The following is a 13,675-nucleotide window of genomic DNA, read 5'->3' as shown; positions in this document are numbered from 1 at the left end:
CTAAAAATTTGAAAATAAACTAATGTTATGAGAAAACAATTTTTATTTATATTTTTAGCCCTGATTGTAGTGTCTGCTAGTCAAGCGCAAACAAGGACAACTAGAATTGGCTATATAGACATGGAATACATTTTGGAAAATGTTTCTGATTATAAAGAAGCAAAAGCCCAATTAGAGTTAAAAGCTCAAAAATGGAAGCAAGAAATAGAAGCCAAAAAATTAGAAATCAATAATCTGAAAGAAAGTCTTAAAGCCGAAAAAGCTTTACTTACCAAAGAACTTATTGATGAAAGAGAAACTGAAATTAAATTTCTCGAAACGGAGATGATGGATTATCAGCAAAAGCAATTTGGTGCTGATGGAAATTTAATCAGACATAAAGCAGCTTTAGCAAAGCCAATACAAGATCAGGTTTTTACAGCTGTTCAGGATATTGCAGAAGCGAAAAATTATGATTTTGTTTTTGACAAATCATCAGATTTGACAATGCTTTTTAGCAACAAAAGATTTGATATCAGCGATCAGGTTTTACGTATATTAAACAGAACTGACAAACGAGAACAATTGACTAAAAAACAATTGAAAGATCAGGAAGTTAAAGAAAGTCGTGAAAATGCCATTGATGAAAATCCTGAAATGGCAGAAAGACAAAAAGTACTAGACGAAAGAAAAGCTGCCAGAGAAAAATTAATTGAAGACAGAAGGCTGGAACAAGAGGCTAAGAAAAAAGAATATGACGATAGGAGAAAAGCTATTCTAGCCGAAAGAGAAGCCAAAAAAAATGGCACGGTTTCTGAACCTGCTAAAACAGAAGAAACAAAAACTGACGCTACGACAGCTAAACCTGCAGCTGCAACAACAGAACCAGCTACAACAACCACTGCTAATGATGCGGCGGCAGCAGCAGCGGCAAAAGCCGAGGAAAGACAAAAGATTTATGAACAGCGCAAAAAAGAGTTAGAAGACAGAAAGAAGAAAATTTTAGAAGAACGAGAAGCGGCTAAAAAAGCGAAAGAAGCCGAAACACAAAAATCAAATACGACCAATAATTAATTAATATTTTTTAAAAATGATGAAACAAATCAAAACTTTACTAATTGCTGCGATACTAGTTTTAGGAGCAAGTAACACAATGAATGCACAAGCTAAGGTAGCTCATGTTGATGTTAGCGAGATTATGTCGAAAATGCCTGCAATGCTTGACGCTCAAAATCAACTACAAAAATTAAGTGGTACATACGATACTGAATACAAAAAAATGGTTGACGAATATCAAGTGAAAATCAAAAAGTATGAGGCTGAAGCTGCTACTGTAACTGAAGCTGTAAACGGTGAGCGTTCTAAAGAAGTTCAGGACATGCAAAAAAGAATTGTTGATTATAGAGACAATGCACAAAAAGAACTACAACAAAAAGAAACTGATATCGTAAAACCATTAATGGAAAAAGTAAGAGCTTCTATCCAAAAAGTTGGAAAAGCTAAAGGTTTCCAATACGTATTAGACGGTTCTACTCTATTATTAGCTGATGGTCCAAACATAACTGCTGATGTTAAGAAAGACTTAGGATTCTAAGAAACAATCTTATTATAAAAAATGGCTCAACTTAAAAAAGTTGAGCCATTTTTTTTTAAATTCCCGGACAGACAGTCGTTAATGGAATACAATCCCAAATAGGATTATCATTCTCATCAAATCCTCGAATGCACACTTTACCGGTAGTACAATGAGGAGGATTACCTCCGTTAATTTGTTTTAACTCTTCTTTTGTCAATCTTTCGCAATTTTTGATAAATTTCATAGTTATTGATATTTTAAGGTTTATGTAAATATAGTATTTTTTTTACATTTTATTAACTCTTTTATTTAATTTTGAAATTGTAGAAAAACATAGAAATATGTAACTTTGTTTTATGACAAACAACAATCCTATAGGCGTTTTTGATTCCGGTATTGGAGGAACTTCCATTTGGAGCGCTATTCACGAACTACTTCCCAACGAAAAAACCATTTATTTAGCAGACAATAAAAACGCTCCTTATGGTCAGAGAACCAAAGAAGAAATTGTTGCTTTAAGTAAAAAAAATGTTGATTTTTTGCTCGAAAATAACTGCAAACTAATTGTTGTTGCCTGCAATACTGCAACTACAAATGCAATCAGAGAACTTCGTGCTGATTATGATATTCCGTTTATTGGTATTGAGCCTGCAATAAAACCTGCTGCCAATAATTCGAAAACACAAGTTATAGGTATTTTAGCAACGCAGGGAACACTGAACAGTGAGTTGTTTAACAAAACTGCCGAAATGTTTCAAAACACTACAATAATTGAACAGGTTGGTCATGGATTGGTTCAGCTTATTGAAGATGGAAATTTGTATTCTCCGGAAATGACAAAATTGCTGGAATCTTATTTACAGCCCATGATAGATGCCAATATTGACTATCTGGTTTTAGGCTGCAGTCATTATCCTTATTTAATTCCTCAAATAAAAAAGATTCTTCCGGAACACATACAAATTATTGATTCAGGAGAAGCGGTTGCACGACAAACTCAAAATGTATTGCGTGAGAAAGTTGGTTTTTCGGATACGGTTGAAAAAAGCGAGCCCGTATTTTATGCCAATGCAAATCCTTCTGTATTAAAATCAATTTTAGAAAATAAATATAATGTAATTCAGAAGGACTTTTAAGACTTGATTGTTATTCTATTTTTCGCTTGACGAACCAAATTCCGTCTAAAGATAAATTGAGAGAGATTTTATGATAATTTTCTTTTATAAGATTATCCGAAACTCTTCCTTTTTGTCCGTATGAATACGATATGTTTAAAGCCGAATATGTGTTTTCTATTGGCAATGAAAGTCCGACAGAAATGGCAGCATTATTTACTCGTTTACCATCAACTTCAAGATAACCTGTATCAAAATTAGCCCCGGCTGCATATTGAATACGATCCCAATATCGTCTGATATTCTTTTTAGCACTATACGTAAAGCCAAGCGCAAATCGATCCTGATTAACAAAATTTCCGTACAACTCAGATTGATTCACATTATTCCACAAACTTTTTTCATAATCTAAAGTCATATTCAGATTATTTTTAAAACGTTTGCTAATCCCCACTCCCATCTCTAAAGGCAAATAATAGTCATCAGTATCAGAAGCAACATTCGATTCAACAATAGAAACAACTTCGTTGGTCAACGTTTCAACCGTTTGCACTTTTGTAGCTTTTACTTTTGTTGGCAATTTAAACGTTGAAGCAATTGTAAGCGTAGAATCTATTTGATATTGAGCGCCTAAAGTGGCACGTAAACCATTATAATGTGTGTTTTTGCTAATACTTGTTATAGAATTTGAAATCAGATAACTTCTGTCATCCGTTGTATTTCCAAATATCGCTGTCGCCGTTGCTCCTACGGCTATTTTTTTACCAAATCGATATCCATATGAAAAATCAAAATTATTTAATCCGCCGGAACCTGCTGCTGTTAAATAATAAAATTCCTGGCTGTCCGTGATAGGAAGTTTTAAATTTGATATTTTAAATGTTGCGCTTGAATAAGGCCGCAAAGCCATGCTAAATCCGGAGTTTTTTGTAACCGGAAAGGCAAAAGCGATATGAGAAAACTGAAAATTATTTCGCTTTTCAGATCTTGAATCACTTTCATAAGTTGTTGCAATTGCTTTTCCTCCAATATCAAACATAAAATGATTTAAAGGCAAATAACCTAATGACGCCGGATTTAAATTATTAATAAAAACATTGGAAGGCAATGCAATTCCTGACGAACCAATAGAAGGAATCGAACCAAAATCAGAGTCATACACACTTCCGACACCATATAATGAATATGGAGAACTTGAAATACTTTGAGAAAATGCCGTTAGCGACATTAGAATGAGGCAACTTAAAAAAACTATTTTATTTTTCATCTAATAGGAGATATAATAAACTTTCAATTGAATTTTATTGTTCAGATGCTTTTGATCTCCTAAAACAATTCTGTTTACTGATTTAGAAATTCCCGGCAACGTTAAAATAAGTGCGGATTTTGAATCGGTTTGTTTCCACATTTCCTTTTGAAGAAATCCGCCAACCGATATTGTATAACCGATATTTTCATTAAACTCATCGCTTTTTTTGTTCAATAAACCATATACTGCACTTCCCGCAGAATTTGCTAAAGGAGCGCTAATTCGGTTTAGATTATCAGCTACATATACCCGCAAAGAATCCTGGAGAGGATATTGTTCTGAATACGTATTATTTACCGGTTTTAAGATCAATTGAGCGTCGACAATCGCGCCTTTTTCTGAAATGTACTTGAGCTGTTTTATATTCGGGAAATCAATCCGGCACGCTACTCCTGCGCCCGACTGAATAAATCCTTGCCTGTTTGTTAATGAACTCGATAATTTACTGCTCGAAATGGGTAAATTTTGAATTAAGGTTCCCGTTTTATCCGAAGAAATAGAATTAAACTGTTTTACGGCGTCAGAAATGGTAAAATCTATATGATACGTATTCTCATCATCACTTTGGTATTTCGAATAATACATCCTGACGACGCTTTTAGTATTAAAACCAACAATACTGGAAGAATTGGTAATGGAAGGAACTAAAACAAGACCTTTTAAATATTCTGTTAAGTTGGTTAAACCTGTAATTTCCCTTTTTTTGATCTTTTGAAAAAGTTCTTCTCCAAACGTATTATCCATTTTAATATTGATGGAATCTTTTTCAGTTGGTCTCGGTTTATATGATATAGTTCCAAGAATATCATTGCTGTAACTCACAGAAGAATTATTGTAAAAACTATCATCATCTGTATTTGGTTTTATCTTTTGAGTGACTCTGTGAATATCAAACGTTTGAACTTTAGTAGTATCTCCGTAATAATAATTATCATATTTTAAAATCATCGAAATAGAATCAAAAACATAATTTACAGATTCAGTATCAGAACCTGTACTTGCCAGACTATAAGAACTTCCTGCTAATTCAAAATAGCCGTTTGATTTAATCTTCCCAAATATTGGATCTTCGTAATTACCCACTAAAATCCGGCTTTGACTTGAGGTAACAAGCGAATCGAAGTTTATGGTAGACATTTCGACCGTTACGGTATCAATCATAATTACTTTATTGCTTACCGCCAAATAATCAGAACCAACAACAAACTCGCCGGCATCTGTATCTGTACCGCATGAAATTACTGTAAGTGCAAAAACCAACATCAATATATACTTATGCATAATCTTATTTTTTGAACAAATATAAAATGCACTCTTCTGCACTGCACTATAACATATACAGTCTCGCCTTTTTAACCTATAAACAGTGAAATATCATCTACAATAGCTTTGGGCTTATAAATAATTGGTTCAGCCATAAAAAAGGGGATTTAGTCTATCAAAAAGAGGCATACATATATCTTCTTTTTTTTAAAACCATTAGCCACCTACTTTTGAACCAATAATTAAGTAATGAAAATAAGGCTTTTAATAGGTGCTCTTTTTTTGATTTCATTTTTGAATATGAAAGCTCAGGAAAAATTTTCAGTAAATGCGAATTTGAAAACAGAGCCAACGGATAAAATCGATTTTAATGAAACCGGTATTGGTGTATCATTTAATGCAGCACTCAATTCAAAAAATAAAATAAAGAATACAATAGAATATTCGAATTTGAAAGTGAATTATGACGCGGAAAATTTTGAAGCATTTGAAAATCTGGATCAATTTAATCAGTTGAAAAACAAATTTGAAATTTCGCATGAAATTTCAAATACGAAACTGAATCTTGCTCTTACGCCAACAGCAAATTTTCAAAAAAATCTTGACATTTCTGATGTAACGCTCTTAGGAAGTTTCGAAATAAGTCAACAACTGAATCCGAATTTCAATGTAAATATTGGAGTTTCGAGAACAACGGTATTTGGTTATCCACGATTCCTGCCCACCTTATCTTTACAATATAAGGTAAACGATAAAAGTGCATTGCTGGTTGGGTTTCCTGATTCTAAAATTTCATATGCTAACAATATTCGAAATGCATTTAGCTTAACGAATAGCTTTAATGGCAATTTTTACAATCTCGATCATTCGCTTGTTGACCTTAATAATGGTACAAAAATTAGTACATCGCAAATGACAACTGCGTTTGAATATGAGAGAAACGTTGACAAAAATTGGTTTTTAAATTTTAAGGCGGGTTACGATTTTAATAAAAAGTACACAATTCGGGACAGCGATAATCATACCGTTTATGATTTTAATACCGGAAACGGTTACATTTTAGGCATTGGCATCAAATACAAACAATAAATAAATTTAATACACTATGATGAATAATTTAAAAAATGGAATATTATTCGCAGCAATATTTTCGAGCCTTCTTTTTATAGGCTGCAGCAAGAGTGATGACGACGATGATTTAATAGGAAACTGGATAAAAAAATCAGCATTTGATGGACCAGCGAGATCTAGTGCCACTAGTTTTGTTATTGGTGATTTTGCGTATATAGCAACCGGTTATACAGGAGATGAGTATTTAAAAGATTTATGGGCGTACAACTCAACTGGTGATTATTGGGAACAGAAAGCTGATTTTATTGGTGTAGGCAGAAGTTCTGCATCTAGTTTTACACTTAATGATAAAGGGTATGTGGGAATTGGTTATGACGGAACGAATAAACTGAAAGATTTTTATCAATATGATCCATCGAATAATACCTGGACTCAAAAAACCGATTTTGCGGGTACTGCCCGTTATGCTGCCGTAGGTTTTCAGGTGGGTGGAAAAGCTTATATTGGAACGGGTTATGACGGAAATTATCTAAAAGATTTTTACCAATATGATGATCAGGCAAATACATGGACTCTTGTAAACGGTTTTAGCGGAAACAAAAGACGTAATGCTACTGTTTTTGTAATTGATAACAAAGCTTATTTAGGAACCGGAATTAATAATGGTGTTTATCAGGAAGATTTTTGGCAATTTGATCCTTCTACAGATGTTTGGACTCGTAAAAGAGATATTGATCAGGATGACGATGACGATGAGTCTTTCAACGATGATTATGCTATTGTTCGTTCTAATGCATCAAGTTTTTCTATGAACGGTTTAGGTTTTATTGTGGGTGGTGAAAGTGTAAAAACCGTTTGGGAATACAACCCAACAACAGATCTTTGGGTAGAAAGAACCCCAATGGAAGGCGCTACAAGAACGGATGCTGTTGGTTTTGCAATTAACAACAGGGGTTTTTATATGTTAGGAAGAATAGGTACTACTTATTTTGATGATGCCTGGGAATTTAAACCTTTAGAGGAACAAAATGACAATGATAATTAATACAAAAACACAATTCTTCCGGATTTTACTCCGGAAGAATTTATTATTTCTTTTTCTTGTTGTACAAATTACGGCTTGTACAAAAAATGAAACACTTAAAGTTGAATCTTTCAAAACAGCTTCGGGTTGGGGATATTCGATTTCGCATAAAAACAAGATTTTAATAAAACAATCTATTATACCGGTTATCAGCGATACTAAAAGTTTTTCGACAGAAGAAGATGCCTTAAAAGTGGCAAATCTGGTTGCAGAAAAACTGAAAGAGAACATATCACCAACGGTATCAAAAAATGATTTAATTTTATTAAAAATAAAAATCTAAATGAACATCAGTACCATCAAAAATACCAGCTCCAACAAAATTTTATTTCATAGCATCATTTGGACTTTCTTTATATTGACTTCATTGATTCAATTTTACGAAAGCCCGTTTAGAATCAATAATGATTTTTATGTGCAATGGAGTACCGGGATTATTTTGTTTTATCTCAACTATTTTTATTTGGTACCTACTTTACTTTTGGAAAAAAAATACTGGCTTTATTTTGTTTTTGTTTTTGCTCTTATTTTTCTTTTTATGGTAATCAGGATCAATTATTTTATTCCTGAATTTGGTCATACAAGACCCCTAAATATGCTGCCTCCTAAAATGATGCCTCAAAATATGGATTTGTATTTAAAAAATGGGAGACATATAATGATGGCAAGAAGACAGCCCTTATTTTTTAAAATTGGACCTTCTCTTTTTTACATTCTGATTATTACAATAAGTGCCATTATTAAAACATTAACTGAATTTTATAACAACCAACAAAACAAATTAATTGCCGAAACGCACCGAACAAATACTGAATTAATTTATTTGCGAAAACAAACCAATCCGCATTTTTTATTTAATTCCTTAAACAGTATTTATTCTTTGGCACACAAGAAATCTGATTTGGTCCCTGATGCCATCGTAACTTTATCTGAACTTATGCGATATATGCTGTATGAAACGGATAATAAAACGGTGGCTTTAGAAAAAGAAATCAATTACATTCAAAATTACATCGAATTACAAAAGCTCAGGCTTAATGATATCGAAGACATTTTTGTAAATGTTCACGGAAATACCAAAAATAAATTTATCGAACCTTTGCTTTTGATTTCGTTTGTAGAAAATGCTTTTAAATACGGAACTGATTATAAAGGTGCTGCTCATGTAAAAATTAAGATTTTTATATTAGATAATAATCTTGATTTCTGGATTGAAAACAAAATTGAAAATTATGTGAAAGATCCTGAAAATTCAGGAATTGGACTCGTAAACATTCAAAACAGACTCGATTTACTTTATCCAAATGCGCACGAACTTACCATTACGCAAGACAATCAATATTATCGTGTGCATTTAAATTTAAAATTAGACAAAATTCAAACAGCACTTAATTAGTATATTATCATCACCGTAAAAGCATAAATTTATCATAATAAGATACTATTTTATGATAATTTTAAAACTTAATACATTGGTTTCAAACTACTTTTGGCTGCCGAAACAACTTTAAAAATTTAATTCCGAACAGATGAAATGTGTAATTATAGACGATGAACCTTTAGCGGTTGAATTATTAGAAGATTTTGTTCGAAAAGTAGATTCACTTGAATTGGTCAGCACTTTCAATAACGCGATTGATGCTGTTTCGTTTATCAATCAAACGAATATAGATTTGGTTTTTCTGGATATTCAGATGCCGCATTTTTCAGGAATCGAATTTTTAAATACCATTGAGAAAAAACCATTAATTATTTTTACAACTGCCTATTCAGACTATGCTGTTGAAGGATTTAATCTTGGCGCTGTCGATTATTTAGTAAAGCCAATCCCTTTTCATCGCTTTTTAAAATCAGTTGTGCGTGCGCAGCAAATTTTTAATCCGACTTCGGCGCTTCAAACCATTTCAGAAAATACCACAGCTCCTGAATTAGAACAGGATTTTATGTTTGTGCGAGCTGAATATGAAAATGTAAAAATGAATTTTGCTGATATTTTATTTATCGAAGGTTTAAAAGATTACGTAAAAATCTATACGACCGATAATAAATTTACTTTAACGCTAATTAGTCTGATCAAGTTAGAAAACTTGCTTTCGAGCAAAGGATTTTCGAGAATTCACAGATCGTATATTATCAATATCAAACATGTGAAATCAATTCAAAAAAATAAAGTTTTAATAAGCGACAAACGAATTCCGATTAGCGAAAGTTACAAGAATGCTTTCTTCGAAAAAATCAATTTATAGTTTTATTTTTCGTTTTTAAACCAGCCTGAATACATTACATAGTTATTCGAAATACGCTCGATTTCGCCGGCAAAATCTGATTGGTCAATATCTTTTACCTTTTTGGCCGGAACACCTGCATAAATACTTCCGGAAGTCACCACTGTATTTTGTGTTAAAACCGCACCGGCTGCAACAATAGAATTACTTTCTATGACACAATTATCCATTACAATGGCTCCCATTCCTATTAAAACATTATCGTGAACCGTACAGCCATGAACAATTGCATTATGCCCAATTGAAACATTATTACCAATAATTGTTGGATGTTTTTGATACGTACAATGAATAATAGCGCCGTCCTGAATATTAACTTTATTTCCAATTTTAATAAAGTGAACATCACCGCGAATTACAGCATTAAACCAAACGCTGCAAGAATCTCCAAAGGTAACATCACCAACAATAGTTGCATTTTCGGCAACATAACAATCCTCAGGAATTACCGGAGATTTTCCGTTTACAGATTTAATCAGCATAATAAAAAAATTTAATTAATTGCCGGACAATTACAATCGTAACGTTCCTTTGTACAAAATAAATTGATTCCTAAAGTAATCTGATGATAACCACCAGTATCAAATTTCACATCGCCCGTAACTTGCGAATACGTATAAGCAAACATGAAATTTTTATAATTTATACCTATAATAGGCGTAATATATTGCAGTTTTTGAGCAGATACTCCACTTCCTGAGCTATATTGAACGCCATCAAAACTTCTTCTATAAGACAATGCAGCCCATAAACTGCCAAAATCCATATACTTGTATGCTTTTAAATTCACGTCTAGCGATTTTTGTTTGGTCTGATCAAATACCTGCAGCAAAACAGAAGGTTCCCAGGTAATATTATCATGTTTGCCAAAAACATATCCCACACTTAACAAAAACTTTCTCAAATTATCACTTTCGTAGTCTGTATATATTTCCCGTCTGGTTTCAAGCAAACCCTGAACCGTTGCGTGAGCATAAAAATCCATAAAATTATACGAAGCTCCCACATCAAGATTAAAATAAGAATCTTTTTGAATTGAACCAAAAACAATAGGATCAAAAGTGGTTCCAAACTGTGTTTCATCAAGTTGGCTCTGAATAACTCCACCGCTTATACCAAACGAAAGCTGATTTAAATCGACTTCATCTCTCGAAAACATAATATGATGTGCGTATGTAAGTTTTAATCCTTTTTGTGAATGGTATCCGTTTTTATCATTAAAAACAATAATTCCGGCTCCGGATCTTTCACCAATTCTTCCGTTAAAACTCAACGTTTGAAGTGAAGGTGCATCATCCTGACCAAACCATTGCTTTCTGGCAGTTAATCTTATTTTGGCGCAATTCGCCGCTCCCGCCATAGACGGATGAATTAAATAATAATTATCTGATAAATAATCTGAATAAACAGGAATTCCTTCTTGAGAATAAGCAAAAAAAGAAGTTATCAAAAAAACAAATAAAACCCTGATTCTAAATCCCATAAAGGCAAATAAGTTTAAATAAATTTCAGACTCCTGCATTTTAATACGATTTATTTGTAAAGAGTCTTAATTATTTTATTAAAAAATCAAATATAGGTATTAGTAGAAAATAACTTTACTAAATTTGTAAAAAATTACAATCATGACAAAAATCACTATAAAGGAAACCCAAAATCCGACTATACTAAAATTTGAATTTGAAGACTTCATTACCCAAAATCAAAATTTTGAGTTCAAAAACATTGATGAAGCAGACGCATCACCATTAGCACAACAATTATTTTATCTTCCGTTTGTAAAAACAGTTTATATCTCAGGAAATTTTATTGCTATCGAAAGATACAGCATTGTAGAGTGGGATGATGTAAAAGATGCTGTTGCTGAGCAAATTGCAGCTTTTGTAGACAAAGGTGGCGTTATTATCAAAATCGACGAAAACAAAGCAAAAAAACAACCTATTACGGTTTACGGAGAAACAACTCCAAATCCATCGGCATTGAAATTTGTAGTGAGCAGAATGTTAACTAAAAATCCGGTTGAATATAAAAATATCGATCAGACTGCTTCTTCTCCGTTAGCAAAAGAATTGTTTAAATTTCCTTATGTTAAAGAAGTTTTTATTGATGAAAATTATATTTCGGTTACAAAATACGACATTAACGATTGGGACGAAATCACATTGGAAGTAAGAACATTTATCAAACAATTTATCGAAAACGGAGGAACTGTTCTTGATGAAAGTTTAATTGAGGTTGCTAAAAAAAATGATGCAACTAAAGATGAAGCTTTTGATAAATTAGATGTGACTTCACAACAAATTATCAACATTCTGGAGGAATATGTAAAACCTGCAGTTGCCGCTGACGGAGGAAATATTGCTTTTGATTCTTATAATGAAAATGACAAAACGGTAAAAGTTATCCTTCAGGGAGCTTGCAGCGGTTGTCCGTCATCTACATTTACTTTAAAAAGCGGAATCGAAAATATGTTAAAAAGTATGTTGAATGACGAAGCTATTAAAGTAGAAGCTTTAAATGCATAAATTCACCTAAAAATAACACTGAAAGCGTTCGCCCTGGCGAACGCTTTTTTTATTTGTATCTGTCTAATTATCAATAAATTATTTTAACATTTACGATCATAGTGTGATAAAATTAGTTAATATTGTATGATAAACTAATCAAAACCAAAAACTATGGGATTATCTTCATTTTTTAAGAATTTATTTGGCTCGGCCAAAGAATCAGCGACAGATTTAGCTAATCAGGCCGAAACTACTTTTGAACATGCAAAAGAAGCAGCTTCTCCTTATATTGACAAGGCAGAAGCTTTTGCAGAAGATGCGATAGCTAAGGCAAAAGAGGTTTCAGAACCTATAATTGACAGTGCTGCAGAATATGCAAGTCATGCTAAAGATGTTGTGAGTGAATATGTTGAAAAAGCCTCAGATTCTATTAACGTTGTTATCGAGTCTGTAAAAGAGAAAACAAATGAAATTACCGGCGAGACCAAAACAGTTACAACAAAAACGGTAGTTGATCTTAGTGAAGAAACGAAAACGACAACGGAAGAAATTGTTGATGAGACTCCTGAAAAGGAATAACAAACTACATTTTTTCTTATAGAATAAATATCTTTATATTTGCAAAACCTAATACCACCTTCTCTATTGAGAAGGTTTTTTTATTCTTAAAAAATGGACATCAATTCGAACCAGCTTAGCAACTACGCAACACGATTTATTGACGTATTACTTGACTATTCGCCTAAATTAATTTCGGCATTCCTAATTTTATTTGTTGGTATATACGCCATCAGATTAATCAATAAAATCATTACCAAAGTAATGATTCAAAGAAATTTAGATCCTACGCTAACCAAGTTCCTTTCGGATATTTTAATATGGGGACTCCGAATTTTATTGTTTGTAACCTTTATTTCAAAACTTGGTATCGAAACTTCGTCGTTTGTTGCCATTTTAGGAGCAATGGGTCTTGCGGTTGGTTTATCATTACAAGGTTCTCTTTCTAATTTTGCGGGAGGAATGCTGATTATCGTTTTTAAACCTTTTAAGGTTGGAGACACGATTGAAGCACAAGGCGTTATTGCGACCGTTATAGAAATCCAGATTTTTGTTACCAAAATGACTACAGCAAACAATCAGACTGTTTTTGTACCTAATGGTGCTTTATCTAACGGAACGATTATCAATTATTCAATGCAGGGAGAAAGAAGAGCTGATTTAACTTTTGCCGTTTCTTATGATTCTGATATTAAAAAAGCAAAAGATATTTTGTTGGAAGTTCTAACTAAAAATCCAAAAGTGCTGAAAAAACCTGCGCCGGAAGTTTTTGTAAAAAACCTTACAGCAAGTTCTGTAGAATTTGCCGTGCGCCCGTGGGCAAAAAATGTAAATTACGGAGCTGTTTTTTCTGAAACTTTAGAGAATTGCAAAATAGCTTTGGATGAAGCAGGAATTGCTGTTCAGCCGTATACAATTCAAAAATAAA

Annotated in this window: 16 protein-coding genes; 11 read left to right on the top strand and 5 right to left on the bottom strand. The window is 32.7% G+C overall.

Going from position 1 to position 13,675, the window contains the following annotated elements; all coding sequences use genetic code 11:
- Window positions 1-27: 27 nt before the first annotated feature.
- A complete protein-coding gene (locus OLM54_RS19870; RefSeq protein WP_264536274.1) occupies window positions 28-1,053 on the top strand; it encodes an OmpH family outer membrane protein in 1,026 nt (341 codons plus the stop codon).
- A 16-nt stretch (window positions 1,054-1,069) separates the two neighbouring features.
- Window positions 1,070-1,573: an OmpH family outer membrane protein gene (locus OLM54_RS19865; RefSeq protein WP_207384896.1), complete on the top strand. Its 504-nt coding sequence runs from the start codon at window positions 1,070-1,072 to the stop codon at window positions 1,571-1,573.
- 55 nt (window positions 1,574-1,628) lie between these two features.
- On the opposite strand, the gene OLM54_RS19860 is transcribed toward OLM54_RS19865, so the two are convergent.
- On the bottom strand, window positions 1,629-1,799 hold the full coding sequence (locus tag OLM54_RS19860; protein WP_264536273.1) for a bacteriocin: 171 nt from the start codon (window positions 1,797-1,799) through the stop codon (window positions 1,629-1,631).
- Between the two features lie 112 nt (window positions 1,800-1,911).
- Here OLM54_RS19860 and murI point away from each other — a divergent pair, with 112 nt between their 5' ends.
- Window positions 1,912-2,691, top strand: a complete 780-nt coding sequence (gene murI / locus OLM54_RS19855) for a glutamate racemase (protein WP_264536272.1) — start codon at window positions 1,912-1,914, stop codon at window positions 2,689-2,691.
- Between the two features lie 10 nt (window positions 2,692-2,701).
- On the opposite strand, the gene OLM54_RS19850 is transcribed toward murI, so the two are convergent.
- Together OLM54_RS19850 and OLM54_RS19845 are read right to left on the bottom strand one after the other, a co-directional pair.
- The gene (locus OLM54_RS19850) at window positions 2,702-3,937 is read right to left on the bottom strand and encodes an aromatic hydrocarbon degradation protein (RefSeq protein WP_264536271.1); all 1,236 of its coding nucleotides are present in this window, start codon (window positions 3,935-3,937) and stop codon (window positions 2,702-2,704) included.
- Window positions 3,938-5,260, bottom strand: a complete 1,323-nt coding sequence (locus OLM54_RS19845) for a DUF4270 domain-containing protein (protein WP_264536270.1) — start codon at window positions 5,258-5,260, stop codon at window positions 3,938-3,940. It abuts the gene before it with no gap.
- A gap of 282 nt (window positions 5,261-5,542) precedes the next feature.
- Between OLM54_RS19845 and OLM54_RS19840 the strand changes: the two genes are divergently transcribed.
- From OLM54_RS19840 to OLM54_RS19820, 5 genes are all read left to right on the top strand, one after another.
- Complete coding sequence (locus OLM54_RS19840; RefSeq protein WP_264536269.1) at window positions 5,543-6,331, top strand: DUF6268 family outer membrane beta-barrel protein; 789 nt, start codon at window positions 5,543-5,545, stop codon at window positions 6,329-6,331.
- Window positions 6,332-6,350: 19 nt separating this feature from the next.
- A complete protein-coding gene (locus OLM54_RS19835; RefSeq protein WP_413614469.1) occupies window positions 6,351-7,358 on the top strand; it encodes a Kelch repeat-containing protein in 1,008 nt (335 codons plus the stop codon).
- Window positions 7,348-7,680 (top strand): DUF4907 domain-containing protein, encoded by a 333-nt coding sequence (locus tag OLM54_RS19830; protein WP_264536267.1) that lies wholly within the window; start codon window positions 7,348-7,350, stop codon window positions 7,678-7,680. The genes OLM54_RS19835 and OLM54_RS19830 overlap by 11 nt, the downstream gene beginning before the upstream one ends.
- Window positions 7,681-8,793, top strand: coding sequence for a sensor histidine kinase (locus tag OLM54_RS19825; protein ID WP_264536266.1), 1,113 nt, complete (start codon window positions 7,681-7,683; stop codon window positions 8,791-8,793).
- Between the two features lie 133 nt (window positions 8,794-8,926).
- A complete protein-coding gene (locus OLM54_RS19820) occupies window positions 8,927-9,643 on the top strand; it encodes a LytR/AlgR family response regulator transcription factor (RefSeq protein ID WP_264536265.1) in 717 nt (238 codons plus the stop codon).
- Between the two features lie 2 nt (window positions 9,644-9,645).
- On the opposite strand, the gene OLM54_RS19815 is transcribed toward OLM54_RS19820, so the two are convergent.
- Both OLM54_RS19815 and OLM54_RS19810 read right to left on the bottom strand, forming a co-directional pair.
- Complete coding sequence (locus OLM54_RS19815; RefSeq protein ID WP_264536264.1) at window positions 9,646-10,164, bottom strand: gamma carbonic anhydrase family protein; 519 nt, start codon at window positions 10,162-10,164, stop codon at window positions 9,646-9,648.
- 11 nt (window positions 10,165-10,175) lie between these two features.
- Window positions 10,176-11,165, bottom strand: coding sequence for a type IX secretion system membrane protein PorP/SprF (locus OLM54_RS19810; RefSeq protein WP_264538588.1), 990 nt, complete (start codon window positions 11,163-11,165; stop codon window positions 10,176-10,178).
- A gap of 142 nt (window positions 11,166-11,307) precedes the next feature.
- Between OLM54_RS19810 and OLM54_RS19805 the strand changes: the two genes are divergently transcribed.
- The 3 genes from OLM54_RS19805 (at window position 11,308) to OLM54_RS19795 (ending at window position 13,674) form a co-directional block, all read left to right on the top strand.
- Window positions 11,308-12,207 carry a NifU family protein gene (locus OLM54_RS19805; protein WP_264536263.1) on the top strand — a complete coding sequence of 300 codons (900 nt, stop codon included), beginning with the start codon at window positions 11,308-11,310 and terminating at the stop codon, window positions 12,205-12,207.
- 153 nt (window positions 12,208-12,360) lie between these two features.
- Complete coding sequence (locus OLM54_RS19800) at window positions 12,361-12,768, top strand: YtxH domain-containing protein (RefSeq protein WP_264536262.1); 408 nt, start codon at window positions 12,361-12,363, stop codon at window positions 12,766-12,768.
- A gap of 93 nt (window positions 12,769-12,861) precedes the next feature.
- Window positions 12,862-13,674 carry a mechanosensitive ion channel family protein gene (locus OLM54_RS19795; RefSeq protein ID WP_264536261.1) on the top strand — a complete coding sequence of 271 codons (813 nt, stop codon included), beginning with the start codon at window positions 12,862-12,864 and terminating at the stop codon, window positions 13,672-13,674.
- The last annotated feature ends 1 nt before the right edge of the window (window position 13,675 follow it).

Source organism: Flavobacterium sp. N1736, assembly GCF_025947065.1.
Lineage (GTDB): Bacteria > Bacteroidota > Bacteroidia > Flavobacteriales > Flavobacteriaceae > Flavobacterium.
The sequence above is the reverse complement of the archived record's forward strand: the minus strand, read 5'-3'. Positions and strand labels throughout refer to the sequence as shown.